This window comes from Kitasatospora sp. NPDC127121 (genome assembly GCF_042677305.1).
GTDB lineage: Bacteria > Actinomycetota > Actinomycetes > Streptomycetales > Streptomycetaceae > Kitasatospora.
On sequence record NZ_JBHXTQ010000039.1, the window covers coordinates 1 to 25,328 of the forward strand.

24 protein-coding genes are annotated in these 25,328 nt (G+C 73.9%); 14 read left to right on the top strand and 10 right to left on the bottom strand.

Translation table 11 applies throughout. The features are described 5' to 3' along the window. Positions 1-12 precede the first annotated feature (12 nt). From ACFVHI_RS20190 to ACFVHI_RS20200, 3 genes are all read right to left on the bottom strand, one after another. Complete coding sequence (locus ACFVHI_RS20190) at positions 13-1,443, bottom strand: hypothetical protein (RefSeq protein WP_380341268.1); 1,431 nt, start codon at positions 1,441-1,443, stop codon at positions 13-15. 151 nt (positions 1,444-1,594) lie between these two features. Continuing rightward, the gene (tatA, locus tag ACFVHI_RS20195) at positions 1,595-1,891 is read right to left on the bottom strand and encodes a Sec-independent protein translocase subunit TatA (protein ID WP_063348755.1); all 297 of its coding nucleotides are present in this window, start codon (positions 1,889-1,891) and stop codon (positions 1,595-1,597) included. Between the two features lie 292 nt (positions 1,892-2,183). Next, positions 2,184-2,753, bottom strand: coding sequence for a methyltransferase family protein (locus ACFVHI_RS20200; protein WP_380341272.1), 570 nt, complete (start codon positions 2,751-2,753; stop codon positions 2,184-2,186). A gap of 175 nt (positions 2,754-2,928) precedes the next feature. Here ACFVHI_RS20200 and ACFVHI_RS20205 point away from each other — a divergent pair, with 175 nt between their 5' ends. Then, a complete protein-coding gene (locus ACFVHI_RS20205; RefSeq protein ID WP_244293429.1) occupies positions 2,929-3,210 on the top strand; it encodes a type II toxin-antitoxin system Phd/YefM family antitoxin in 282 nt (93 codons plus the stop codon). Positions 3,211-3,215: 5 nt separating this feature from the next. Next, positions 3,216-3,494 (top strand): type II toxin-antitoxin system RelE/ParE family toxin, encoded by a 279-nt coding sequence (locus tag ACFVHI_RS20210; protein WP_380341275.1) that lies wholly within the window; start codon positions 3,216-3,218, stop codon positions 3,492-3,494. A gap of 79 nt (positions 3,495-3,573) precedes the next feature. On the opposite strand, the gene ACFVHI_RS20215 is transcribed toward ACFVHI_RS20210, so the two are convergent. After that, on the bottom strand, positions 3,574-5,130 hold the full coding sequence (locus ACFVHI_RS20215) for an MFS transporter (RefSeq protein WP_380341278.1): 1,557 nt from the start codon (positions 5,128-5,130) through the stop codon (positions 3,574-3,576). Positions 5,131-5,265: 135 nt separating this feature from the next. On the opposite strand from ACFVHI_RS20215, the gene ACFVHI_RS20220 reads away from it, so the two are divergent. Next, on the top strand, positions 5,266-5,877 hold the full coding sequence (locus ACFVHI_RS20220; RefSeq protein ID WP_380341281.1) for a TetR/AcrR family transcriptional regulator: 612 nt from the start codon (positions 5,266-5,268) through the stop codon (positions 5,875-5,877). A gap of 74 nt (positions 5,878-5,951) precedes the next feature. Here ACFVHI_RS20220 and ACFVHI_RS20225 read toward each other — a convergent pair whose 3' ends face one another. Next, positions 5,952-6,269 carry a hypothetical protein gene (locus ACFVHI_RS20225; RefSeq protein ID WP_063348760.1) on the bottom strand — a complete coding sequence of 106 codons (318 nt, stop codon included), beginning with the start codon at positions 6,267-6,269 and terminating at the stop codon, positions 5,952-5,954. Between the two features lie 143 nt (positions 6,270-6,412). On the opposite strand from ACFVHI_RS20225, the gene ACFVHI_RS20230 reads away from it, so the two are divergent. After that, the gene (locus ACFVHI_RS20230) at positions 6,413-6,679 is read left to right on the top strand and encodes a hypothetical protein (RefSeq protein ID WP_063348761.1); all 267 of its coding nucleotides are present in this window, start codon (positions 6,413-6,415) and stop codon (positions 6,677-6,679) included. Between the two features lie 123 nt (positions 6,680-6,802). Here ACFVHI_RS20230 and ACFVHI_RS20235 read toward each other — a convergent pair whose 3' ends face one another. Continuing rightward, positions 6,803-7,960, bottom strand: a complete 1,158-nt coding sequence (locus ACFVHI_RS20235) for an acyl-CoA dehydrogenase family protein (RefSeq protein WP_380341283.1) — start codon at positions 7,958-7,960, stop codon at positions 6,803-6,805. A gap of 209 nt (positions 7,961-8,169) precedes the next feature. On the opposite strand from ACFVHI_RS20235, the gene ACFVHI_RS20240 reads away from it, so the two are divergent. Continuing rightward, on the top strand, positions 8,170-9,405 hold the full coding sequence (locus ACFVHI_RS20240; RefSeq protein WP_380341286.1) for a TetR family transcriptional regulator: 1,236 nt from the start codon (positions 8,170-8,172) through the stop codon (positions 9,403-9,405). 52 nt (positions 9,406-9,457) lie between these two features. Here the strand turns inward: ACFVHI_RS20240 and ACFVHI_RS20245 are convergent, their stop codons facing one another. Beyond that, on the bottom strand, positions 9,458-9,775 hold the full coding sequence (locus ACFVHI_RS20245; RefSeq protein WP_063348764.1) for a hypothetical protein: 318 nt from the start codon (positions 9,773-9,775) through the stop codon (positions 9,458-9,460). Positions 9,776-10,118: 343 nt separating this feature from the next. Between ACFVHI_RS20245 and ACFVHI_RS20250 the strand changes: the two genes are divergently transcribed. The 8 genes from ACFVHI_RS20250 to ACFVHI_RS20285 all read left to right on the top strand — a co-directional run bounded on the left by ACFVHI_RS20250 (position 10,119) and on the right by ACFVHI_RS20285 (position 21,848). Then, complete coding sequence (locus ACFVHI_RS20250) at positions 10,119-12,056, top strand: ATP-binding protein (protein ID WP_380341289.1); 1,938 nt, start codon at positions 10,119-10,121, stop codon at positions 12,054-12,056. 75 nt (positions 12,057-12,131) lie between these two features. Then, positions 12,132-14,489 carry a hypothetical protein gene (locus ACFVHI_RS20255; RefSeq protein ID WP_380341292.1) on the top strand — a complete coding sequence of 786 codons (2,358 nt, stop codon included), beginning with the start codon at positions 12,132-12,134 and terminating at the stop codon, positions 14,487-14,489. A 107-nt stretch (positions 14,490-14,596) separates the two neighbouring features. Next, positions 14,597-15,250 (top strand): DedA family protein, encoded by a 654-nt coding sequence (locus tag ACFVHI_RS20260; RefSeq protein WP_063348767.1) that lies wholly within the window; start codon positions 14,597-14,599, stop codon positions 15,248-15,250. Positions 15,251-15,459: 209 nt separating this feature from the next. Continuing rightward, positions 15,460-17,235 carry a threonine/serine exporter ThrE family protein gene (locus ACFVHI_RS20265; RefSeq protein ID WP_063348768.1) on the top strand — a complete coding sequence of 592 codons (1,776 nt, stop codon included), beginning with the start codon at positions 15,460-15,462 and terminating at the stop codon, positions 17,233-17,235. A 78-nt stretch (positions 17,236-17,313) separates the two neighbouring features. After that, positions 17,314-18,387 carry a hypothetical protein gene (locus ACFVHI_RS20270; protein ID WP_063348769.1) on the top strand — a complete coding sequence of 358 codons (1,074 nt, stop codon included), beginning with the start codon at positions 17,314-17,316 and terminating at the stop codon, positions 18,385-18,387. 238 nt (positions 18,388-18,625) lie between these two features. Beyond that, positions 18,626-19,897 carry a C40 family peptidase gene (locus ACFVHI_RS20275; protein WP_063348770.1) on the top strand — a complete coding sequence of 424 codons (1,272 nt, stop codon included), beginning with the start codon at positions 18,626-18,628 and terminating at the stop codon, positions 19,895-19,897. Positions 19,898-20,005: 108 nt separating this feature from the next. Continuing rightward, positions 20,006-20,527 (top strand): GNAT family N-acetyltransferase, encoded by a 522-nt coding sequence (locus ACFVHI_RS20280; protein ID WP_063348771.1) that lies wholly within the window; start codon positions 20,006-20,008, stop codon positions 20,525-20,527. Positions 20,528-20,567: 40 nt separating this feature from the next. Beyond that, positions 20,568-21,848, top strand: a complete 1,281-nt coding sequence (locus ACFVHI_RS20285; RefSeq protein WP_380341297.1) for a GNAT family N-acetyltransferase — start codon at positions 20,568-20,570, stop codon at positions 21,846-21,848. A 77-nt stretch (positions 21,849-21,925) separates the two neighbouring features. Here the strand turns inward: ACFVHI_RS20285 and ACFVHI_RS20290 are convergent, their stop codons facing one another. Next, positions 21,926-22,792 carry a TetR family transcriptional regulator gene (locus ACFVHI_RS20290; RefSeq protein ID WP_380341300.1) on the bottom strand — a complete coding sequence of 289 codons (867 nt, stop codon included), beginning with the start codon at positions 22,790-22,792 and terminating at the stop codon, positions 21,926-21,928. A gap of 194 nt (positions 22,793-22,986) precedes the next feature. Here ACFVHI_RS20290 and ACFVHI_RS20295 point away from each other — a divergent pair, with 194 nt between their 5' ends. Beyond that, positions 22,987-23,544: a GNAT family N-acetyltransferase gene (locus ACFVHI_RS20295; RefSeq protein WP_380341303.1), complete on the top strand. Its 558-nt coding sequence runs from the start codon at positions 22,987-22,989 to the stop codon at positions 23,542-23,544. Here ACFVHI_RS20295 and ACFVHI_RS20300 read toward each other — a convergent pair. Continuing rightward, positions 23,529-24,008: a macro domain-containing protein gene (locus tag ACFVHI_RS20300; protein WP_380341306.1), complete on the bottom strand. Its 480-nt coding sequence runs from the start codon at positions 24,006-24,008 to the stop codon at positions 23,529-23,531. The genes ACFVHI_RS20295 and ACFVHI_RS20300 overlap by 16 nt on opposite strands. 10 nt (positions 24,009-24,018) lie before the next feature. Then, complete coding sequence (locus ACFVHI_RS20305) at positions 24,019-25,275, bottom strand: MFS transporter (RefSeq protein WP_380341309.1); 1,257 nt, start codon at positions 25,273-25,275, stop codon at positions 24,019-24,021. Positions 25,276-25,328 lie beyond the last annotated feature (53 nt).

Consider the following 25,328-nt stretch of genomic DNA (forward strand, 5'->3'; position numbering starts at 1 on the left):
GCCGACCGCTCCTCAGACGGAGGCCGGGGCTCCTCCGTCCGGTCGGCCGGGCTCGTCCAGCAGCTCCAGCACCGCCAGGACGGCGACCAGCGCGAGCGCCAGACAGAGCGTCACCAGCACCGTCGGATAGCTCCACAGCACGAACGCCAGCGCCGCGCCCGCGACCGCCGCCCAGCCCAGCCAGGCCTTCCAGCGGTGGACGAACCGCCCGACCGGGCCGAGCCGCAGCCCGGCCCGTTCGGCGGTGGTCCGCGCCGCGCCGAGCCCCGCGTGCCAGCCGCCGCGCGCGGTGCGGGCCCAGCGCCCGCCGCCGCTGATCCAGGCGCCGAGCGCGACGACCAGGCCGAGCGCGATCACCACCCGGACGGCGGAGCGCAGGTAGCGCACCAGCGCGTCGTACACCGCCTGGGCGGCCGACTGGTCCACCCCGGCGGGGAGCCCGTCCAGGTAGACGGCCCGGAACACGCTCAGCCCGATGCCCAGCAGCAGCGCCCCGCCGGCCATCCCCAGCGCCGCCGTGACCGCCGCCCGGCGCCGCCGGACCGCGAGCAGCACCCCGCCGACCGCGCAGGCCAGCGTGAGCACCGGCATCCAGAAGCCGGCCAGGTCCAGCAGCCGCAGGCCGGTGCGGACCTTGGGGATGGCGGAGGACTGCACCAGCGTGAACGAGGTGTGGATCTCCGGGATCCTCGCGGCCGGCGTGAGCCCGTTGTCGACCAGCGCGGTCTTCACCCGGGCGATCACCGGGGCGAGGTCGAGCACCACGGTGTCGTTCCTGACCTCGACGGCGCCGCCGCCCTGCCCGGTCAGCATCCGGTCGATCGCGGTGTGCGCCTGCCGGTTGACGTCCGTCCAGAGGGTGGCGAAGGCGTCGCTGTCCACCACCCGCTGGACCTGGTTGCGGACGAAGCCGGTGAGCCCGTCGGTGAGGGCCTGGCCGATGCCGTTCAGCAGCGCGCCGAGCTTGGGCCGGTCGTCGGGGGCGATGGTGTCGAGCAGCGAGTCGACCGGGATCCGCGTCACGATCTCGTCGGTGACCCGGTTGGTGACGGCCGCTCTGACCGCCGGGTCCCTGGCCAGCGGCGCCATCGTTGCGACGTACCGGTCGGTGTCGCCGATCTCCGACCTCGCCCACACCGCGACGGCGCTCAGCGGGGTCAGCACGCAGGCCAGCAGGATCAGCAGGACGGCGAAGAGGGAGCGCACCCGGTGGCGGTCCGGGCGGGTCTCCAACTGCCGGGTGAGCCGCGCCTGGTGGGCCTCGGCGGCGTTCAGGCGGGCCCGCAGGTCGGCCAGCTCGTCGGGCGACCCGGCGGGCGGTTCACCGGGGGGTTCACCGGGGGGTCCGCCCGGCGGTCCGGCAGACGGTCCGCCCGGGGGTCCACCCGGGGGTCCGACGGGCGGTCTGACGGGCGGCTCGTCGCCCGGTTCGTCGGTGGGCATGCCGCGACTCCGTTCCTCCGGTAGGTGCATACCAGGAGATAACGGATCAGATCGGACGGCCAGTCGGGAGCGCCGTGAGCAGCCCGGATGCAGCAGAAACCCCCGGCACCGTCATCGGACGGTACCGGGGGCTTCCGGAAAAGAGCGAGACTCAGACGGCCGTCTCGGGCCGCTTCGTCTCGGTGGCCTTGGTCACGTTGGTCGGCGTGACGGCCGGCGGGGTCGTGGCGGCCGGCTGCGGCGCGGCGGTGCTCTGCGCGGTGCCGGCGCTCTGCGCCGCGTCCGCCGGGGCTTCGTCCTCGCGCAGCGCCTTCGTCTCCGCCTTCAGGATGCGCATCGACTTGCCGAGGCCGCGGGCCATCTCCGGCAGCTTCTTCGACCCGAACAGCAGGATGACGATCGCCAGCACCACCAGGAGGTGCCAGGGCTCAAGACCGTTCCGCAGCATCCCTGGCCACCGGTCCCTTCTTGTCTAGAGTCAAGGGTGGGCGAGCGCCCGTGCTGGCCAGTATGCCTGGCGACGACGGCGAACGGATACACCGGCCGGGAAACGCTGGCCAAAAAGCAGGTGCCGTTCGAGCGGAACGCGAGCGCCCGCGGCAGCGGCCGGAACCGGCCCGGTCCGGCTCGCACACCCGTGACCAGCCCGCACGGCACCGCGCCGCGCAACACCCGCCCCTCGGGCCCCTTCGCTCCCGTCGCCGGGGGCCGCAGCCGACAACCGCCCGATCGGTGGCGGTTCAGTACACGAAGGGCACGAGTCGCTTCGACACCCGCCGGTATTCCGCGTACTCCGGCCCGAAGGCGGCCAGCAGCAGCCGCTCCTCGGCGGCGATCCGCCAGCCGTACGCGCCGAGCAGCAGCGCCGGCACCAGCAGGGCCGCCGGCCAGCTGCCCAGGCCGAGCGCGTAGCCCGTCCAGACCAGCAGGCTGCCGGCGTAGCCGGGGTGGCGGATCTGCCGGTACGGGCCGCTGCGGACGACGCGCTGGGTGTCCACGGTGCGCAGGGTGCGGGTGTAGTAGCGGCCCAGGGTGCGCATGCCCCAGGCCCGCAGCGCCAGCCCGGCGGCGATCAGTGCGATCCCGAACCAGCGGGCCCAGGGCGGCAGTTCGCCGATCCCGGCGCGGCCGAACAGCACCACGACCAGCACCGCGGCGACGTGGCAGGCGAGCAGCAGCCGGGTCGAGCCGCGGTCGCGGCCGTCCGCGCGCCAGGTGCCGGCGGCGGAGTCCTCGCGGCGGCGCAGCAGCAGCTCGTAGCCGACCCAGCAGAGCATGCCGAGGAGGGAGAGCAGGGTCGTCAGGGACATACGGCGGCTCCCGGCGGAGAGGAGGGACGGGCCACGTACCCCTTCACGGTCCTCCCCGGGGCCCGCCGACACACGCCCCCGGGGGTGGACGCCCCGCCCTCCACCCCCAGGTGGACCGTCCGGCCCGCCCGTCGGGCTCGATAAGCAACAGATGTACAACTGCTACATTGACGTCATGAGCGAGCCAGTGATCGAGTCGATGGCCGAGGTCCGGAGTCATCTCGCGGATGTGATCGACCGGGCGCGACGTGACGAGACTCCGACGATCATCACGAGGCGCGGTCGGCAGGAGGCGGTGGTGATCGACATCGCCGAGTACCAGCGCCTGCGGGAAGTCGCCGAGCAGGCCGAAGACGAGTGGCTGAACCGCCTTGCGGACGAGGCAGAGGCCGAGGGCCTCGAAGGCTCCGTGTCGCTGGAGGAAATGGCCGCCATGCTCCGCGAACACCACGGCTGAGCGCGATGGGGTATGTCACGCGGTTCAGTCCTGGCGCGCAACGGGATCTTCTCAAGGTGCCCAGGCCGGACGCTGTCCGCATCCTGCACCGCCTCGCCGAGTTGCAGAAGGTGCTGGACGTCGGCGACACCTCGGGTTTCGACATCAAGTCGCTCCAGGGGCACCAAGCCCGGTGGCGGCTGAGGGTGGGGGACTACCGGGTGCTGTACACGGTCGAAGACGGAGTGCTGATCGTCTGGGTCATGGCGGTCGGCAACCGTCGTGAGGTCTACCGGCACCAGTAGGGGCCGGCGGGAACGGCGGAGAGCCCCCGCCCGAGGGGGCGGGGGCTCTCGATGACTCGCGTGGATCGGTCCTGGTGGGTCAGACGGTGACGGCCTCGGGTGCGGTCTCCGGGGCCGGGGCGGCGGCGGGGAGGTGGCGCATCAGGCGGTAGGCCAGCAGGGCGGCGCCGAGGGCGAAGACCAGGCCGACCGCCGCGGCGACGTGCAGGCCGTCGGTGAAGGCGGCCCGGGCGGTCTCCAGCAGGTCCGTGCCGATCCGGCCGGGCAGGTGGCCGGCGACGGTGACCGCGCCGCCGAGGGTGTCCTGGGCGGTCCGGGCGGCCTCGCCGTCGACGCCCGCGGGGAGGGCGCCGTCCAGCTGGTGGCGGTAGACGGCGGCGCCGGCCGCGCCGAGCAGGGCGATGCCGAGTGAGCTGCCGAGTTCGACGGCGGTCTCGGAGATGGCGGAGGCGGCGCCGGCCTGCTCGACGGGGGCGGCGGAGACGACCATTTCGGCGGTCATGGTCATGGTGCCGACGGTGCCGGCGGCGAGGACGCCCGCCGCGACGAGGATGAGCGCCAGCGGGGAGTGCGCGCCGACCTGGGTCATCAGCGCGAAGCCCGCCGCGCCGACCAGGAATCCGCCGCCCATCAGGGCCGCCGGGCGGACCTTGCCGGCCAGCGCCGAGCTGGTGCCGACGGCCGCGCCGACGCCGACGCTGGGCACCAGCGACCAGAGCGAGGCGGTGAGCGGGCTCATGCCCTTGACCAGTTGCAGGTACTGCGAGGTGAAGAGGGCGAAGCCCATCATCGCGAACATCGCGATGGTGTTGACGCTGATCGCGCCGCTGAAGGTGCGGATCCGGAACAGGCCGAGGTCGATCAGCGGGTCGGCGGCGGTGCGCTGGCGCCGGACGAATGCGGCGGCCAGCAGCAGGCCGGCCGGGACGGCGAGGGCGGGCAGCGGGCTCCAGCCGTCCACGGCGAGGGTCTTGACGCCGTAGACCAGCGGCAGGATCGCGGCCATCGAGAGCGCGGCGCCGGGCAGGTCGAAGCGGCCGGTGCGTGCGGTGGAGCGGTACTCGGGGAGCAGGGCGGGCGCGGTGAGCAGCACCAGGGCCATCACCGGGACGGCGACCAGGAACGTGGAGCCCCACCAGAAGTGGTCGAGCAGCAGGCCGCCGACGACCGGGCCGAGGGTGGCGCCGGCGGTGAGGACGCCGCCCCAGGCGCCGAGGGCGATCTGCCGCTGCTTGGGGTCGTGGAACATGTTGCGGATCAGCGCGAGCGTCGAGGGCATCACGGTGGCCCCGGCGACGCCGAGCAGGGCACGGGCGGCGATCAGCTGGCCGGCGGTGTCGGCCCGGGCGGCGAGCAGCGAGGCGCCGATGAAGCCGGCGGCGCCGATCATCAGCAGCCGGCGGCGGCCGATCCGGTCGCCGAGCGAGCCCATGGTGATGAGCAGCCCGGCGAGCAGGAACGAGTACATGTCCATGATCCACAGCTGCTGGGTGCCGCTGGGCGCAAGCGTGGTGGAGATGAAAGGGACGGCGAAGAAGAGCACGCCCATGTCCATGGCCAGGACGAGGGTCGGGAGCAGGAGGACGGCCAGGCCGATCCATTCGCGACGGCCTGCGCGGCTGGTGGTTGCGGTCATGGGGAAGACGGTACGGGCGTGTCAGACGCCTGTCTAGTACATATGTGTAAATCGATCGTGCGAGACGAATGTACGAGACGGTCGTGCGAGACATTCGTGCAAGACATTTGTGCAGTCCTTCCGTAGGATCGGGTCATGGGAAACCGCGAAGACCTGATGGCCGGCGCCAAGCGCTGCCTGTACGAGAAGGGGTACGGGCGCACCACCGCCCGTGACGTCGCGACCGCCTCGGGCGTCAGCCTGGCCGCGATCGGCTACCACTTCGGTTCGAAGGACGCGCTGCTCAACGCGGCGATGATCGAGGCGATCGGGGAGATGGGGGCGGCCCTGGGCGCGGTGGTGGACGCCGCCAACCGGGTGTCGGACGACCCGGAGGAGCGCTTCGCCGCGGTCTGGGACGGCCTCAGGACCGTCTTCACGGAGCACCGCGGGCTCTGGGCGGCCCAGTTCGAGGCGCTCGCCCAGGCCGCGCACGCGCCCGAGCTGGCGCACGCGTTCGCGGAGGCGCAGAAGGAGGGCCGGCTCGGTCTCGCCGCGCTGTTCCAGGGGCTGCCCGAAGTGCCGGACACCGAGGAGGAGATCGCCCGCGGCTCCTTCTATCAGACCCTGCTGGCCGGGTACGCCGCCCAGTGGCTGGCCGCCCCCGAACTGGCGCCGAGCGGGCGGGACTTCCTGCGCGGGCTGCGGCTGGTCAGCGCAAGCGTGCTCAGCCCCGCGGTGCCGTCACCGCCCGCTGCCGCCCGCTGACGGCTGCCGCCCGTCGCCCGCTGTCGCCCGTCGCCCGCTGACAGTTGCCGCCCGCTGTCGACGCCGCCGCCCCGCTAGGCGGTGACCACCGTCAGCAGCACCACCGAGTCGACGTGGGCCAGCAGCCCGTGCCGCTCCTGCGGCACCGGCTCCAGCCGTCCGACCGGCAGCTCCTGGTGCCGGCCGGCGATGGTCAGCGAGACCCGGCCGCGCAGCACCTGGACGCTGCCGGCGGTCGGCGGGGTGTGTTCGTCCAGCGAGGTGCCCGCGGTCAGCGCGATCACGGTCTGCCGCAGGACGCCGTCGTGGAGCACCAGGTGGGCGCTGCGCCCGTGTGGGCTCTCGGCCGCCCGGGTGAGGTGTTCCACGGCGAGCTGTTCGAGATCGGGCATCGCGTGTCCTCCTGACCCGGCGGGCCGGGCCGACCCCGGGCGCCCGGACCGGCGCCGTGTGCCCAGGTTCGCGGACGCGCCCGGCTCGCGCACCCGGAGCCGTTCGACGTGCAGCCCCCGGCGAGTGCCCGCATCGTGGAGGCATGGCGATCAACGAGACAGTCTCCGGCGGGTTCCAGGTCAATCGCTCGCTGCTGGCGGGCGGCGCGCTGCTCACCGGTATCGGCGCCGTGCTCGGCGTGGCCGGGGCGGCGATGGTGTGCGCGGCGCTGGCCACGGCGGGCCGCAGCTGGGTGCGCAGCCTGGAGACCGCGCCGGCCGCGTTCGCCCAGCGGGCGCTGCGCGAGGCGAAGGTGGCGTCCAGTGCGGGCTGGGAGGCCTGGCGCGCGGAGCACGGTTCGCCCAACTGAGCGCACCCGTCCGCCTGAGCCGCACCCGCCGGCCCCGGCCGAGTGCGCCCGTCCGGGTGCGGCGGGCCGCCATGGGGGTGCGGCCCGCCGCGGTTGTGGACCCGTCTGCCCCGCCTACCCCGTCTACAGGCCGAGCGACTTGGCGATGATGCTGCGCATGACCTCGCTGGTGCCGCCGTAGATCCGGAACACCCGGTTGTCGGTGTAGAGCCGGGCGATCGGGTACTCCAGGATGTAGCCGTAACCACCGTGCAGCTGAAGGCACTTGTCGATGACGGTGGACGCCGACTCGGTGCAGAACAGCTTCGTGGCGGCCGCGTCGGCGACGGTCAGCTCCCCCTGCTGGTACAGCTCCAGCGCGCGGTCCACCATCGACTGCTGCGCCACCACCTGGGCCTCGCAGTCGGCCAGGGTGAACTTGGTGTTCTGGAACTCGGCCACCGCCTTGCCGAACACCTTGCGGTCCTTGACGTACTGGAGCGCGAACCGCACCGCCGCGGCCGCCGACGCGTACGCGCTGACGGCGATCGCCAGCCGCTCCTGCACCAGGTTGTGGGTCAGGTAGGAGAAGGCCCGGCCCTCCTCGCCGAGCAGGTTCTCCACCGGCACCTTGACGTCGCTGAAGGCCAGTTCGGCGGTGTCCGAGGTGCGCAGGCCGATCTTCTGCAGCTTGCGGCCGACCGTGTAGCCGGGGGACGTGGTGTCCACGCAGAGGATGGATAGGCCGGCCCGGCGGTTGTCCGGGTCGTACGGGGCGGTGCGGCAGACCACCAGGACGAGGTCGGCCAGCACGCCGCCGGTGATGAAGGTCTTGGCGCCGTTCAGGACGTAGTGGGTGCCGTCCTCGGAGAGCCGCGCGGTGGTGGTGATGCCCGCGAGGTCGGAGCCGGCGCCCGGCTCGGTCATCGCGATGGCGGTCATGATGTCGCCGGAGACGAAGCCGGGCAGCCAGCGCCGCTTCTGCTCCTCGGTGGCGTACTCCAGCAGGTAGGGCAGGACCAGTGCGGTGTGCACGCCCGAGGAGCCGAAGCTCACGCCCGCCCGGGCGGTCTCCTCGGTGATCACCGTCTGGTACTTGAAGCCGCTCTCGCCCGCGCCGCCGTACTCCTCCGGCACCTCGATGCCGTAGACGCCGAGCGCGCCGAGCTGTCGGTAGAAGTCGCGCGGCGGGTGGCCGTCGGCCTCCCAGTTCTCGTAGACCGGGACGACCTCGTTGGCGATGAAGTCCCGGATGGTCTCCCGGAAGGCCTCGTGGTCCTCGTTGAACACGGTGCGGCGCACGGCGGCGCTCCCTTCGGTGGTGACCGGCTGCGGGTGCCGGCGGGGGCTGAACGTGCCAGGTGATGGCCTCACAAGTTAATCCCGGGTAGCTTCGGCTGTCCAGGGTCGACGGCCCCGGAAAAGGCCGGTGGCCACCGGCGGTCGGCGCCCTCAAGTGAATCCTTGCTAGCCTTCGGTCGGCAGTCCGGAGCGCGGGAGGGAGGCTCGCCATGGTGGTCCGACGACCGCCCGGGCGGCGCGCCCAGATCCTCGCCGTGGCGGCCGACCGGTTCCACCGCAGCGGCTACCACCAGGTCTCCATGACCGAGGTCGCCGCCGGGGTCGGCATCACCGCGCCCGCCCTCTACCGGCACTTCCGCGGCAAGCCCGAACTGCTCGACCGCGCCGTCCGGCTGGGGCTGGACGCGCTGGCCTGCGGGCTGCGCGGGGCCCGCACCACCGGCGACCTCGGCGCCGCGCTGGCCGCCGTCGCGGTCGGACACCGCCCGCTCGGCACCCTGGTGCAGCGCGACGCCAGGCTGCTGCCGCCGGCCCGGCGGGCGGCGCTGCGCCGCGAACTGCGCGCCGACGTCGCGCTGATGACCGCCGTGCTGCGCGCCGGCCGGCCGGAACTCCCGTCGCCGGACGCCGAGTTGCTCTGCTGGTCGGCGCTCTCGGCCTGCACCGGGCTCTCCTACCAGTCGGCCGCGCCGCAGCCCCGCCGCGCCGAGGCGGTGCTGCGCGAACTCGTGGCCGCAGTCCTCGCGGCCTCCCTGTGCGGCGCCGCCGCCCACCCGGATCCCGCTGTCCACCCAGGTCCCGCCCTCATCCCCGTCTCCGCCGCCGATCCCGTCGCCCCCGGGCCGCCGGAGCCCAGGCCGCAGGCGCGCCGCGAGGAGCTGCTCGCGGCGGCCGTCCGGCTCTTCCACCAGCGCGGCTTCGACAACGTCAGCACCGACCAACTCGGCGCCGCCGTCGGCATCTCCGGCCCCAGCGTCTACCGGCACTTCGACAGCAAGGCCCAGTTGCTCGCCGCCTCGCTGGTGCGCAGCCGCGAACGGCTCTGGCAGGAGGTGGACGGCGCGTTCGCGGCCGCCGCCGGGCCGGAGGCGGCGCTGGCGGCCGGCCTGGGCGCGTACGTCGGTTTCGCGCTGCGCAACGGCGACTACCTGGGCGCGATGCTGAGCGAGACGGAGCGGCTGGCCCCGCCGGACCGCCGGGTCGCGGTGGACTTCCGGCGCGACTTCCTGCGCACCTGGGTCGGCCTGCTGCGGCAGGTCCGGTCCGAGTACGACGCGGTCGAGGCCCGGATCCGGGTCCACGCCCTGTTCGCGCTGGTCAACGACGGGGTGCGGAACCGCCCGCACAGCGCCCGCCCGGACCTCGGGGACTGCCTGCTGCACCTCGGCCGGGCGGTCCTCGGACTGCCCGGAACGGACGGCGGCCGGGTGCCCGCCCCGCGTTGAGGGGGCGGGCACCCGGCCCGTGGGGTGTGGCTGCGCCCGGGGCGGGGTGGCTCTAGCCGACCGGGAAGAAGGCCCGGGCGTCGAGGTTGCCGTTGCCCTGCAGGGCGCCGATGTTGCCGCCGTTGCCGGTCGCGGCGAGGCCGTTGTTCTGGTTGCTCGCGCCCGAGCCGGTGGCCGTCTGCTGGGTGACGACCACGTTGCCGTGGACGTTGCCGATGACGTTGGCGGAGCCGGTGTTGCTCACGACGCTGCTGTTGGAGTGGTCGAGGGCGCCGGCGCCGTTGTCGGCGTGGGCGCTGGCGGCGCCGAAGCCGACGAGGAGGAACGCCCCGAGGGCGGTGACGGCGGCGGCTGCGCGGATACGGGACACGGTGGTCTCCCTGAGCTGGGGGTGCGAAATGTGGCGCGATCCGGAGTGGCCGCTCCGTGGCGCCGTTGCCTGACGTCGCACGTTCAGCATTCACCAGCAGCGCGGACGAACTCCACCAAACGGGTGGCAATTCCCCCGATGGTGTCATGGTGACGCCGTATCCGGAGATTGCCCGATGGCCGCGACGAAGGCATCTCAACCCATCAAAACTGCTGGTGGAGAGGGAAGTTGATGCACAAGCGACGGAGTTGGACAACCCTGTGCAGTCAACACAGAGTTGACTGAGTTTTCTCAGAGAGAAAGAAATGGTGGCCAGATAGTCGCACTGGCACACTGGGGACCCATGTCTGAAGGTGCCCCGCCCGAGCCCGCCCCCGCCGAGGATCTGCGTACGACCGAGGTCGATCTCGGCGGACTGGTGAACGTCCTCGCCACCCACCTCTACTCCACCCCGCTGGTCGCTCTGCGCGAACTCGTCCAGAACGCCCACGACTCGCACACCCGCCGACTCCTGGAGGACCCGGACGGCGACCACCGCCCGCTGATCCGGGTGCGCGGCGACGCCGCCCGGCGGACCGTCTCCATCGAGGACACCGGCGCCGGCCTCACCGAGCCGGAGATCCACTCCTACCTCGCCACCGTCGGCACCGGCTACACCCGGATGCTGCGCGACCTCACCGGCAACCAGGAGCTGATCGGCGCCTTCGGCCTCGGCTTCCTCTCCGCCTTCTCGGTGGCCGACGAGGTCGCCGTCACCACCACCTCGCACCGCGAACCGCACCTCGGCCACCGCTACCGCAGCCGGGGCGGCGAGCAGTACCAGGTCGACCCGGTGGCCGCCCGGCCCCGCCCCGGCACGGTCGTCGAGCTGACCCTCAAGGCCGAACACGCCCACCTCGCCGACGAGGACGCGCTGCGCGACGTGCTCGGCCGGTACTGCGTGCTGCTGCCGATCCCGGTCTACGTCGGCGACGACGAGCAGCCCGTCAACAACGTCGAGGTGCCCTGGCGCCACAGCGTGCCGGGTGACCAGCACGCCGCCCGGATGCGCTTCGCCACCGCCTTCGGCCGCCGCTTCGAGCCGCTCACGGCCTTCCCCGTCCACCCGGCCGAGAGCGGCACCGGGGGAGGGGCCGAGGGAGGCACCGACGCGATCGGCCTGCTCTGGGTCCAGGACGGTGGCACCTACGGCAGCAGCGACAACCGCGACCTCGCCGTCTACCTGCGCGGCATGCTGCTCGCCGAGGACGCCCGCGACCTGCTGCCCAGCTGGGCCGGGTTCATCGGCGGCGTGGTCGAGTCCAGCCGGCTCACCCCCACCGCCAGCCGCGAGGACCTCCAGCGCGACGACCACTACCGCGCGCTCCAGCGCGCCCTCACCGACGCCATCGTCGACGGCCTGTACGAGACCGCCCGGCTGCGGCCCGCCGCCTGGCGCCGCATCCTCACCCGGCACGGCCAGGACCTGCTCGGCGCCGCGCTCTGCGACGAGCGGCTGTTCACCCTGCTCGCCGACGACGTCCCCGTCCCCACCTCCCAGGGCGACCTCACCGCCGGCGCGCTGCGGGCCGCGGGCGGGGGCGCGGTGCACGTCGCGCTCGGCAGCGGCGGCGGCTTCGAGGAGATGCTGTACCGGGCGATGCGGGTGCCGATCGCCCGCGGCGACCGCTACGCCGTCCTGCCCTTCCTGCGCCGCTACGCCCAGCTGCGCGGCTGCCGCCTGGTCGAGCTGGGCAGCGAGCACGGCGACCGCGAGCTGTTCCGCGACCCGGAGCGGCCGCTGCCGACCGGCGAGGCGGCCTGGCTGGCCGGCGCCCTCGCCGACGAGGGCGAGCAGCTCGTCCCGGCCCGGTTCGACCCGCCCGGCCTGCCGCTGGTCCTGGTGCCGGACCGCGAGGCCGAGCTGAAGGCCCGGATCGAGGACGACCAGGCCGACGCCCGGATCCCGTCCGCGGCGCTGCGGCTGGCCCGGGCGTTCACCGCCCGCACCGACGGCGAGGTCAGGGCCCGCCTCTACCTCAACCTGTCCTGCCCGGCCGTGCTGGACCTGCTCGCCGCCTACCGTGCCGGGCACACCGGCAGTGCCACGGCGGCCGGGCTGCTCCGCTCGCTCAAGGTGATCATGGCCGCCGCCTCGGCGGGCTCGACCGGCGCGTCCGGCGGCGACCTCACCGCCGCGCTGTCCGGCGTCGGCACCGCGGTCTCGGCGCTGACCGCCGCCGTCCCGGCCGGCCTGTCGGCCGTCCCGGACACCCTCGACGCCCTCCCGGACGAGGCGTGACGGACGAGGCGTGACGGACGGATTGTCAGTGGTCCGCGGTAGACATCACATCAGCACCACGCAGGGGGACACCACATGAGTACCGACATCTGGGCCTGGGTCCACGACGCCCACCGCCAGCTGGCCGAGGCCGGCCACCGGCGGCTGGCCGACGCCATCTACGAGCTGCCCGGCCACGCCAACGAGGGCCGCAACGACCAGGTGGACGCCGTCTACCCGGAGGCGCTGGCCGCCTCCAGGGCGCTCGGCCTGCCCTGGGTCGAGGTCTACCTGCGGCACTGGCGGATGCAGAACCTGCTGAACAAGCGCCACCAGGGCGAGCAGGCCCTGCCCGAGGCGGTCGACCTGCTGGAGTTCGCCCACCGCGAGGAGACGGCGGGCTGCCCGCAGTCCGTCTGCGTGGTGCAGGACTTCGCGATCTGCCACGCCCGGGTCGACGGCCCCGGTTACGTGCCGGAGCGGCTGGCGGTGCTCGGCGAGACGCTGGAGCGGATCGAGCCCGGCCGCGCCTGCTTCGACTGCCTCTCCCGCGAGTACTCCGACGCGCTGGAGGACGACGGCCGCCACACCGAGGCGCTCGCCCACCTGGACACCGCCGCCACCCGGATCCAGGCGGCCGGCGAGCGGCTCTCGCTGCACTTCCACCACGCCCGGGCCGGCACCCTGCACCGGCTCGGCCGGCACCCGGAGGTGCTCGCGCTGCTCGACACCGCCGAGCAGGCCGAGCGCTCCCGCGGCCACGAGATCGACGAGAGCGACCGGCTCTGGGGCGGCCTGCTGCGGGCCCGCGCGCTGGCCTCGCTCGGCCGGACGGAGGAGGCGCTGGCGCTGCTGCCCGACCGGGAGGCCGCCGAGCGCCACGCCGACCTGCGGGACGGCTGGACGCACACGGTCGAGCTGCTGGTCGCGGCCGGCGCCTGGGAGAACGACGCCGAACTGGGCGCCGCCGTGGCCGGCTGGGTCGGCTACCTGGACGGCACCGGCTCGCACCGCCCGTGCGTGGACCTGCTGCTGGCGGCGGGTCGGCTCGCCCTCGCCCGCGGCGCCCGGACGGTGGCGCTGACCCTCGCCGCGACCGGGGAGCGCAAGCTCGCCCAGCTGCGCCGCACCGACGGCGTGGCCGCGGAGGTCGCCGCGCTGCGGGCGGCCGCCGAGGCGCTGCCGGAGCCCGGGCTGCCCGTCCCGCCCGGCGAGCTGACGGCGCACCTGGCCGAGGTCGGAGTGCCCTACGAGACCGGCGCCGACCTGCTCTCCGTCGCCCTGGACCGGTACCGGGGTGAGCAGGCCGGCGCCACCGAACTGGCCGTCAACCTGGCCGCGGTGCTCGGCGGCCTCGGCCACGCCCGGGCCGCCGCCGACCTGCTCTGGCACTGGCTCGACACCGCCCCGGCCGACGAGGTGCTGATCGGCATGCTCGGCTCCGCCCTGATCGACGCGGGGGACGGCGAGGGTGTCCGCCGCCTCGCCGACCGGCTGGCCGACGACAGCCCGGAGGACGGGCACTGGATACGCGCCCGCTGGGCCGCCGCCGAGGGTCGCTGGGCCGAGGTGCTGGAGCAGTGCGAGGCGATCCTCGCTCTGGACGCCGGCCGGATCAACACCCGCCGGCTGGCCGCCGGCGCCGCCACCGAGCTGGGCGACCACGCCACCGCGCAGCGGCTGTACCAGGAGCTCCTGGAGCACGCGCTGCCTGCCGAGGCCGCCCCGGAGGAGGAGCGCCACCGCACCGTCCAGGAGCCCGACCTCTGGCACCTGATCACGGCGGCCACCGCCAACCGGGACTGGGCCGCGGTCCGTTCCGCGGGCGCGCTGCTCGGCATCGAGTTCGACGAGCCCGAGGGGCCGGTGGACGAGGAGTGGCAGCTGGTCACCGTCCGGGCCACCCGCACCAACGGCGCCACCGCCGACCTGCCCGCCGTCCGCACCGGTCCGGCCACCGCCCGGATCCTGCCGGTGCTCGGCGAGGACCTGACGCTCAACCACGGCGACGTGGTGGTCTTCGCCCCGGCGCTGCTGGAGCCGCCGCCGGCCGAGGACGCCCCCGAGGAGGAGCGGCGCGGCTGGCACCCGGTGTTCGAGCTGCTCACCCTGCTCGACCCGGCGGGGTACACCACCTACTGGATCGACGGCGGCTGGCCCGGCGACGAGCCGTGGGCGGCGCTGCGCGAGAGCCTCCAGCAGGCCGGCTTCGCGGTCTGGGCGTACAGCGGGGAGCAGTACCGCATCACCGACCCGGCCGACGAGGACGGCACGCTGCCCGGCGTCTACGCCGCCCTCGGGGTGCCGCCGACGGCCTCCGCCGCCGAGGCCGATGCGCTGCTGCACCGGCTCACCGGCGACTGGCCGCACCCGCTCGCCTGGCTCGACCTGGCCGAGGCGGCGGGCGCGGACGCCGCCCGGCACGAGGAGATCGTCGAGCGCTACGGCCTCTGACCCGTTCCCGCTCCAGCCCGGGGCGGGAACCATCCCGGGATCTGTCGAGTCTTGGTAAATGCTTTACCATTTCATTGCCAAGACTCGACCCCCAGGAGTGTCCGCCCGTGACCAGCCTCGCCCTCGGCCCGTCCTGGCTCGATCCGACCAACCTGATCTCCGCCTTCGGCCTGATCGGCATCCTGGCCATCGTCTTCGCCGAGTCCGGTCTGCTGATCGGCTTCTTCCTGCCGGGGGACTCGCTGCTGTTCACCACCGGCCTGCTGGTGGCCGACGGCACCTACCTGCACCAGCCGCTCTGGCTGGTCTGCGCGCTGATCGTGGCCGCCGCGGTGGCGGGGGACCAGGTCGGCTACCTGTTCGGCCGCAAGGTCGGGCCGAGCCTGTTCCGCCGCGCCGACTCCCGGCTCTTCAAGCAGGAGAACGTGGAGAAGGCCGCCGCCTTCTTCGACCGGCACGGGCCCAAGGCGATCGTGCTGGCCCGCTTCGTGCCGATCGTGCGCACCTTCACCCCGATCGTCGCCGGGGTGAGCAGGATGAACTACCGCACCTTCGTGGTCTTCAACCTCGTCGGCGGCGTGCTGTGGGGCGCCGGCGTCACCGTGCTCGGCTACTTCCTGGGCCAGATCCCGTTCGTCCGGGAGAACATCGAGGCGATCCTGGTCGGCATCGTGCTGGTCTCGGTGGTCCCGGTGGCGGTCGAACTGCTGCGGGCCCGCCGTTCCGGCGCGGCGTCCGCCGACCGCCACCGCGCCGGGTAGGAGTCCGCGGCCCCCGTCGGGGTACGCCGCGTACATGTGCGTCCGGCAGTTCGATCAGGCAAGGTGTAACCCGAGATCGAACGGTGGCCGACGGCCGCCAGGGGTGGCAAGGAGCGGAAGTGCCTAAGCGGGGCCGACCGGGCGCAGGCAAGCGGGCGAGGGGAGGCCGGGCGGTCCGTCAGACCCGGCGGACGCCGCCGGTACGGCCGGTGGACCCCGCCGAGGCGCCGCCCACCGAGGGCCTGCTGGGCCATCCGGCTCCGACCGTCGAGCCCGCCACCGTCGTCCCCTTCGTCCCGCCGATCACGGAGACCAGGGGCCTGCTGTCCCCGGAGCCGGAGCGGGAGCCGCCCGCCGAGTCCGGGGCGACCCCCGGGTCCGGGCCGCACCCTGCGCTCGGGCCGCACCCCGCGCCCGGACAGGCGCCCGGTCCGGAGGACGCGCGCCCCGCCCGCCGCCGATCGGTCGCCGAGGACACCCTCACCCCCGAGGAGTGGCGGGCCGCCGGCTACACCCCACCGATGGGCATCCCGGTCCCGGAGCTGACCGCCGGCGCCCCCGGCGAGGCGCCCTGGCCGGACCGGATGCGCACCCTGCTGCGCATGCCGATGTCCGAGCGCCCCGCCTTCGAGCGGACCGCCCGCGAGCTGCACCCCTCCGCGGGCGCGACCCGCAACGTCCCCCGCATCCTCGACCTGACGCTGCGCATCGGCGAGCTGCTGCTCGCCAGCGGCGAGGCCGCCGAGGACGTCGAGGCGGCGATGCTCGGCATCGCGCACGCCTACCGGCTGGACCGCTGCGAGCCGCAGGTGACCTTCACCCTGATCGGCATCTCGCACCAGCCCTCGCTGGTCGAGCCGCCGATCACCGCCGACCGGGTGGTGCGCCGCCGCACCTCCGACTACACCCGGCTGAACGCGGTCTACGAGCTGGTCGCGGACATCACCGCGGAGAAGGTCACGGTCAACGACGCCTACCGCCGGCTCGCCCTGATCCGCCGCAACCGGCACCCGTACCCGGGCTGGATGCTCGCGCTGACCACCGGTCTGCTGGCCGGCGCGGCCACCTTCCTGGTCGGCGGGCGGATCGACGACAAGGCCTGGCTGGTCTTCGCCAGCGCCTTCGTCGCGGCCGTCCTCGGCGACCGGCTGGCCTCCACGCTGGCCCGGCGCCGGCTGCCGGAGTTCTACCAGTTCGTGGCGGCCGCGATGCCGGCCGCCGCCTCCGGGATCATCCTGTCCTTCAACGACTGGGGACTGCGCGGCTCGGTGGTGATCACCGGTGGCCTGTTCGCGCTGCTGCCCGGCCGGGCGCTGGTCGCCGCCGTCCAGGACGGCCTGACCGGCTTCTACATCACCGCCGCGGCCCGCCTGCTGGAGGTGATCTACCTGGTCGCGGGCATCGTGATCGGCGTGATGCTGATCCTCTACCTGGGGGTCGGCTTCGAGGCGAAGCTGCGGCCGGACGAGAGCCTGGCGGGCGTCACCTACCCGCCGGTCCAGATGATCGCCGCGATGCTGCTGACCCTGGCCTTCGCCACGCTGCTGCAGACCGACCGCCGCTCGCTCGCGCTGGTCACCCTGAACAGCGGCATCGGCTGGGCCAGCTACGGCGTGCTGGCGTACAACGCGGGCATCTCCCCGATCGTGGCGACGGGGGTGGCGGCCGGCCTGGTCGGCCTGTTCGGCCAGCTGATGGCGCGCTACCGCAACGGCTCCGCGCTGCCGTACGTGACCGCCGCGATCGGCCCGCTGATGCCCGGTTCGGCGCTCTACCTGGGGATGCTCTCCTTCGCCCAGGGCCACGCCAGTGCGGGCCTGGTGTCCGTCTCCCGGGCGGCGGCGATCGCGATGGCACTGGCGATCGGGGTGAACCTGGGCGGTGAGATCGCCCGGATGTTCATGAAGCTGCCGGTCGGCGGCGAACGCCCGTCGCTGTACCCGGTCGTGCCGCGCCGGGCGGCCAAACGCACCCGCGGGTTCTGACCGCACGTTGGACCGGTGTTGGGCTCCGGGCCATGTCACGGCAGGCCGCACGCAGGACCAGGAACGAAGGTAAGACGCATGACCACACTGCTGGACGGCTACCGCGAGCACATCGTCGCCGCGCACAAGCAGCCGTTGTTCCTGCTGCTGGTCGGCTTCATCACCTCCTTCGTGTTCATCCGGTTCAGCGTCCGGATGATCCGCGCAGAGGTGCGGTGGTGGTTCGGCAACGTCACCCCCGGCGGCCTGCACATCCATCACATGGTGTTCGGTCTGGGCTTCCTGCTGGTCGGCGGCGTCGGGGTGTTCGCCACGTACGGCGGGCACCCGTGGATCGACTGGTTCGGGCTGGTCTTCGGCATCGGCTGCGGCCTGGTGCTGGACGAGTTCGCGCTGATCCTGCACCTGGACGACGTGTACTGGAGCGAGCAGGGCCGCAAGTCGGTGGACGCGGTGATCTTCGGGATCCTGTTCACCGCCCTGCTGCTGGTCGGGTACGTGCCGCTCGGCGTGGTGCCCAGCCAGGAGACCAGGTGGGGCCTGATCACGGTGATCTCGGTGAACGCCCTGGCCTCGGTGATCACCCTGATCAAGGGCAAGATGTGGACCGGCCTGCTCGGCATCATGGTCCCCGGCCTGTCCTGGATCGGGGCGATCCGGCTGGCCCGCCCGAGCAGCCCGTGGGCCCGCTGGCGGTACGCCACGCGCCCGCGCCGCCGGGCGCGTGCGCTCCGGCGCGAGCGCCTGCTGCACCGGCGTGCGGACCGGGCCCGCACCTGGCTTTTCGACCTGATCGCCGGCGCCCCCGACAAGGTGCCCGCGAACCATCCCGCCGCCCATCGGGTGGCCGAGCGGATGTCCGCCCGGGCCACCGCCCACCTCGACGCGCACGCCGCCCGGGCCCTGGCCCGGCGTCAGGCGCGGCTGGCGGACCGCCGCTCGGCGGCCGCCGCCGGGGCCGCCCCGGCGGCGGTGGGCGGGGCGTACGGCGCGGGCGACAGCGGTGGGGGCCCGTCCCTCGGGGCGCAGCAGCGCCGTCGCGCGATCCGGGCGGGGCGCAACCGGACGTACGCGGTTCGTCCGACCGGGGTGGAGCACCGGTCCGGGCGACACCCTCACCTGCGTCCGCACACCCGCCGGATCCATCGGTAGTTCGTATACCTGGTGCGCCTGACTGAAGGTGACTGGCGGTCGGATCATCTGATGGTCACCCGCGCGGCGGAGTGCGTTCGAGGTGTGAAAAGCGCTGGAGTTGAGAACATGATCGACGAGTGACCGTTCTGTCATGTGATGGGATGATTCGTCGGACCTGCTCCGCCCGGCCGCCCCGCCCGAGCGCCGCGGACCGTCCGCCGCCGTCCCCTCCGGACCCGTGAGAAGGGGATGTCTCGTGGCGCGCAGGCTCCTGCCGACCCTCCTGTTGTCCCTCACCGCCCTGCTCGGGCTGCTCCCCGCAGCCCAGGCCGCCCCGGCGGACCCCGAACCGGCCGCCGGCCCCGCCCGGACGGAGGACCCGTACCCCACCACCGGGGAGATCGACCGGGCCCGCGCCGAGGCCGACCGCACCGCCGCCTCCGTCACCGCCATCGAAGCCGGCCTCGCCGCCGCCCGGACCGAACTCGACCAGGCCGGCCGCAGCGCCGAACAGGCCGTCGAGGCCTACAACGGCGCCCAGCTCGCCCTCGTCCGGGCCCGCGCCGACGAGACCGCCGCCGCCCGGCGCGCCACCGCCGCCGAGGCCGACCGCACCGCGGCCGCCGAGGACGCCGCCCAGCTCGCCGCCGAAACGTACCGCCAGGGCGCGGGCGCCGCCCTCTCCGCCCTCAACGCCCTGCTCGGCGCCCACGGCCCGCGCGAAGCCGGCGACCGCGCCGCCGTGATCGGCGTCGCCAGCGACCGCACCCGGCAGATCCTCGACGCCGCCACCTCCACCGCCGCCGCCGCGACCCGCGCCTCCGCCGCCGCCCGCGCCGCCACCGAGACCGCCGAGAAGGCCGCCACCGAGGTCGGCGCCGCCAAGGCCAGGGCCGAGGCCCGGCTCGCGGCCCAGCAGGAGGCGGTCGTCGCCGCCGACCGCCGCCGCGAACAACTCCTCACCGACCTGGCCGCCGCCCGGCACACCACCGTCGACCTGGAACGCCGGCGCAGCGAGGCCCTGGAGGCGATCGCCGCCCGTGAGGCCGAGGCCGCCGCCCGCGCCGCCGCCGAGAAGGCCGCCGCCGAAGCGGCCGCCGCGGCCGAGGCCGCCGCCAAGGCCACCCCGGCCGCACCCCCCGCCGCCGACCGCCTGTGGTCCGCCGAGGGCGCCGCCGCCGCCATCGCCTTCGCCCGCTCCAAGATCGGCCTGCCCTACATCTGGGGCGGCGAGGGCCCGGCCGGCTACGACTGCTCCGGGCTCACCATGATGGCCTGGCGCGAGGGCGGCAAACAGCTCAACCACTTCGCCGCCGACCAGTACGCCGAGAGCACCCCGGTCAGCTACCGCCAGCTGCGCCCCGGCGACCTCGTGTTCTGGACGGACACCGGCCGCGCCGTCGACATCCACCACGTCGGCCTCTACATCGGTGACGACCAGATGATCGAGGCCCCCCGCGTCGGCATGCCGGTCAAACAGGCCAGCCTCTGGATCATGGGCACCCCCGACTTCTACGCCCGCCCGTAGGTCCTGTCCGGCAAGATCGGCCGGACAGGGCCTAGCGCCCCGGCTCGCGCCGGGGCTGTCGGCGGCAGGCGCTAGCGTGGCCGCGTCGATCACTCGGGAGGAGACGCGATGAGGCTGCGGGACGTCGAGGCGGGGGACGTCGGGGCGTACGTCCGGATGCGGTGCGACGCGGTGATGATGGCCGAGCTGGGCGGGCCGCTGCCGGAGGAACGGGTGCGGGAGCGGCTGCGCAAGGACGTCGTGGAGGTCGCCGAGGACCGTTCGTGGATCAAGGTGATCGTCCCGGACGGCGCCGGGCCGGAGGTGGTGGCCGGCTCCGTCACGCTCTGGTCGCACGAGGAGGACGGCGCCGCCGTGGCCGAGATCGGCTGGATGGTGCTGCCCGAGTTCCAGGGGCGCGGCCTCGCCAAGGCGGCCGTCCGGGAACTGCTGGACGCGGCCGCCCGGGACGGCCGGTGGGGCCCGGTGCACGCCTTCCCGGCGACGGCCAACGGCCCGTCCAACGGGATCTGCCGGTCGCTCGGCTTCCGGCTGCTCGGCGAGCTCGACGTCGACTTCGCCAACCGCGTCCTGCACTGCAACCACTGGGTGGTGGTGCCGGGGGAGCACCGCGCATCGGGCACGGAATAAATGGGATGCCGCCCGAAAGCGGCGCCCGTACGGTGGCCCGATGGGCAACACAACCGATGACGGGGCCGTCGACATCGTGAACGGCCTCCAGACCCGCGCGATCGCCGAGAGCGAGGTGGCCGCGTGGGACCGGGCGCTCGCTCTGGGCTTCCTGCGCTCGCACGCGGAGAGCACGGCCGACTTCCGCCGCCGGCAGTGGGAGCCGGGCCGGATGCTGGCCGGCTTCGACGGTGACCGCTGCATCGCCACCTTCCGCAGCTTCGACGTCGAGTTGACCGTCCCGGGCGGGGCCACCGTCCGGGCCGACGCCGTCACCGCCGTGACGGTCAGCGCCACCCACCGCCGCCGCGGCCTGCTCGGCACGTTGATGCGCCACGACCTCGCGGCCGCCGCCGAGCGGGGTTCGGCGGTCGCCATCCTGATCGCCGCCGAGTACAACATCTACGGCCGCTACGGCTTCGGCCCGGCCACCCGCGGCCACGGCTGGAACATCGACCTGCACCGCACCCGCGGCCTGCGCGACGGCCTGCCCACCGTGCCCGGCGGGCGGATCGACTTCGTGACCATGGAGCAGGCCCGCGAGCTGGGCCCCGACCTGCACGAGCGCTGGCGGCGCACCCAGCCGGGCGCGATCGCCCGCGACGAGCTGTGGTGGAAGCGGAACACCGGCGAACTCCAGTTGCCGGGCCACGAGTTCAAGGAGCCGTTCGTGGCCGTCCACCGGGACGCCGACGGCACGGTCACCGGCCTGGTGGCCTACCGGGTCGACGACGCCTGGGACGGCAGCTACCCGAACTGCACCCTGACCGTGGCCGACTTCCTCGCCCTCGACCGGGCGACCGCCGCCGAGCTTTGGCGCTTCGTCCTCTCCGTCGACTGGGTGCGCAAGGTCGTCGCGGAGAACATCGGCCCGGACGACCCGCTGCCGCTGCTGCTCCAGGAGCCGCGCGCCGCCACCCCGTACGTGGACAACGCCGACTTCACCTGGCTGCGGGTGCTGGACGTGGCGGCCGCGTTCGACGCCCGGACGTACGGCGCGCCCGGCCGGGTGGTCCTGGAGGTCGAGGACCGGCTCGGCTACGCCTCCGGCCGCTGGGCGATCGAGGTCGCCGCGGACGGCACCGGCCGCTGCACCCGGACCACGGACGACGCCGACCTCGCCCTGGACGCCTCCGAGCTGGCTTCGCTCTACCTGGGCGGCGAGACGGCGCCCCGGCTGCTCGCGGCCGGCCTGCTCACCGAACTGCGCCCCGGCGCGGCGGTCGCCGCCGACCTGCTGCTGCGCACGCCGCTGCAACCCTGGAACCCGGACGGCTTCTGAGCGGCGCCGTCACGCCGAGGGCCGGACCGCACCGCTGCGGTCCGGCCCCCGACGCGTCCGAGCTGCCCTCGGGAGGGCTACTTGACGGCGGTTTTCCCGATGGTGGGCAGGATGAAGTCCTGAATGAGCCCCTTGGCATCGCGGACGATCGGGCGGAATACCCGATAACGCGAGAGGTTGATCACCCGGGCCGCCATGGGGGTGGACCGGCGGACGAATTCCCGTGTCCGCTCGGTGTCCTCGGTCCGGTCGAAAACCCAGTAGAGCACCACGACCATCAGGTGCAGCCAGAGCACGTCGGGCAGCAACTCTCCCAGCTCGGCATCCAGCTTGGGCGCCAGCTCCGAGCCCTGCAGCACGTCGCGGAACAGTTCCACGGCGGTTGCCCGGGCCGGGTGGGACTCGTTGGAGAACGGGCTCAGCGAGCTGGTCGGGTCGGCAGCGGTGCGGAAGAACTGGGCGGCGAACTCGTGGTACGGCGCGGCCGTGTCGAGCCAGGAGGTCAGCGCGATTTCCAGGCGCTCGGCAAAGTTCCGCGTATTGGCCATGCGATTCCTGGCCTCCGCCGCATGGTCGTACGTCATTCGGTCATAGAATCCCTGAATTAGGAATTCCTTCGCCGAAAAATAGTAGTAAGCATTGCCGACCGAGACGCCCGCCTCGGTGGCGATCGCTCGCATGGTGGTCTTCTCGTAGCCGCGCTCCTGGAAGAGCCGCATCGCGGTCTCCAGGATCAGCGCCCGGGTCTGCTCGCTCTTGTCGGTCTTCGGCTGCGCCCGACCGCCGGGCATGGGCCCGCTGTCGGTGCCGGGCCCGCTGTCGGTACCGGGCGCGGCCGCGGGGTCGGTCGCGGTGTCGGCTGCAGGGTCGGTCGGGGTGTCGGCCGGGGTCGCGGCCGCACCGCTCGTGCCGTCCGTTCGGTTCGTCGCTGCCAGGTCGTCCACGGGCACGAGCCTAACCGGAGACGAAGCTCCAACCCGTGTCGGTGGACGCGGCACCGGGCGTCCCCTCCGTGCTCGGTGCCACATCCACCACCCCCGCCATTTCGAACGCGTTCAAAATGATGTGAGCACTGTAGAGGTTTCGCTTGAACATGTTCAACTCCAATCTGTGGGAGGCTCGTCACATGATCAGTCCCGTGCAGACCACCATCCGGCGCGGCGGAGCGCAGGACGCCGCGGCCGTCGCCGACCTGCACGCCCGCAGCTGGAGCGCCGCCTACCGCGGGATCGTCCCCGCGGAGGCACTCGGCGACGGACTGCCCGTCCAGCGGCGCGAGCTGTGGGAGCTGCGGCTGACCGTCGACTACGGCGATCCGGCCGCCGAGCCGGAACTGCTGATCGCCGACCAGGCCGGGGAGACGGTCGGGTTCATCTACCTCGTCCCGCAGCCGGACGGCCGGGTACTGGTCGACAACCTGCACGTCCGCCCCGGCCGGACCGGCGGCGGCATCGGCCGCGCACTGTTCGCCGCGGCCCGCGCCCACGTCGCCGAGCGGCACCCCGGGGCCGAGCTGTACCTGGAGGTGCTGCGCGACAACATCCGCGCGATCGCCTTCTACGAGCGCGAGGGCGGTGTGCGGACGCGGGTACAGGAGGGCGTGTTCCCGGGCGGGTACGTGCTGCCCGAGTACGTGTACAGCTGGCCCGCCGAGAGCCTCGCGGCGCAGGCGGTGCAGGCTCAGCCGACGTCGTAGACCGTCACCGGCACCCCCCGCTCCACCAGCCGCGCGGACACCAGCGGTTCGACCCGCTCCCAGCGCCCACCGGCCAGGCCGCAGCCGATCCGCGGCATGTGGACGGAGGCGCCGAGCTCCCGCGCGTGGTCGCCCAGCGCGGCCAGCGCGGTGCCGATCGCTTCGTACCGGACCGGCACTCCGGTGGAGCGCCCCGTCCGGATGCCGCGCTGGCCGACCAGGTTGGCCACCCAGACGTACGGCTCGACCTGCACCAACTGCAGGGCGCCGAGCCCGAAGTCGTTCCCCGCCCGCTCCCGGTGCCAGCGCCGGAACGCGGCCTCGGGCTCGGGCCAGCGTCTGGACAGCGCGAGCACGAAGCCCTTGCCCCAGCCGCCGAGGTCGTTGCAGACGTGCGCGATCACCTTCACGCCCTTGCCCTGCGGCGCGGTGGCATCGCCTCGGACATAGGTGATTTCCGCCATGCCCCGAACGCTAGACCGAGGTACTGACAGTCCGCTCGGCACTTTCCGCCGGGGCCCCGGCGGCGCGCAGGTGCCGTCGCCCGGTCAGGGCGATCAGCAGGGCGAGCGCGGCGGCGCAGGCCGGCAGGGCGTAGCCGGTGCCGGGGGCGGCGTGCTCGGCGACCGCGCCGGCGAGCGCCGCGCCGCCCGAGATGCCGACCACGATGCCGGACACCGCGATTGCCATCCCCTCGTTGAACTGCTGCCCCGGCAGCAGTTCCTGGACCAGCGTCATACCGGTCACCATGGTCGGCGCGGTGGCCGTGCCGGCCGCGAACAGCGCGACCCCGAGCAGGCCGAGCCCGGTCCCGCCGAGTCCGGCGGCGAGCGGCAGCAGCAGCCCCCCGGCCATTGCTGCGGCCCCGGACAGGAAGCGCACCCCGGGTGACCGACGCGGCGTCAGCAGCCCGAAGACCAGCCCGGCCAGGCAGGATCCGCCCGCGACCAGGGCCAGCAGCGCGCCCGCCGCCGCCTTGTGCCCGAGCGCGTCGGCGTACGCCACGGTGGTGATCTCGGTCGAGCCGAAGACGACGCCGGTGGCGAGGAAGGCGAGCAGCAGCACCCGCAGCCCGGGCACCCGCAGCGGCGAGCCGTGGCGGTCGCCCTCCGCGCGGGCGGGCAACGGTGGTTCGGTGCGCCGCTGGGCCGCGAACAGCAGGGCGCCGGTGGTGCCGAGCGCCCCGGCGGCGAGCAGCCCGGCCTCCGGGGCGACCGCCGTGCAGAGCGTCATCGCGAGGACGGGTCCGGCCATGAAGCAGAGCTCGTCCAGGGCCTGTTCGAGGGAGTTGGCCAGGTGCCGGGCGGCCGGGTCGGCCCGGTACAGGTGTGCCCAGCGGGCCCGGGCCATGCCGCCGAGGTTGGGCGCGGCCGCGCAGGCCGCCCAGCAGGCGTAGAGCGTCCAGTCGGGTGCGCCGAGCCGGAGGCAGAGCAGCAGGGCGGCGAGCGGGGCGGCGTTGTAGAGCGCGGCCGGTACGGTCACCCGCGCCTGCCCGTACCGGTCCACCAGCCGCCCGAGCAGCGGCATCCCGATCGCGCCGGTGATCAGCCCGACGGCCGAGACGGTGCCGGCCAGCGCGTACGAGCCGCGCCGTTCGGCGAGCAGCACGACCAGCGAGACGCCGTTCATCGACAGCGCGAGCCGGCCGAGCAGCCCGGCGAGGGTGAAGGCGGCGGCGCCGGGGGCCGCGAACAGCCGCCGGTAGGAGGTGAGGAGGGCGCGCGAGGGCATCGGGCTCCTGGGGGAGGTCGAGGGGGATGGTCCAAGCCTCCCGTCGGTGCCGG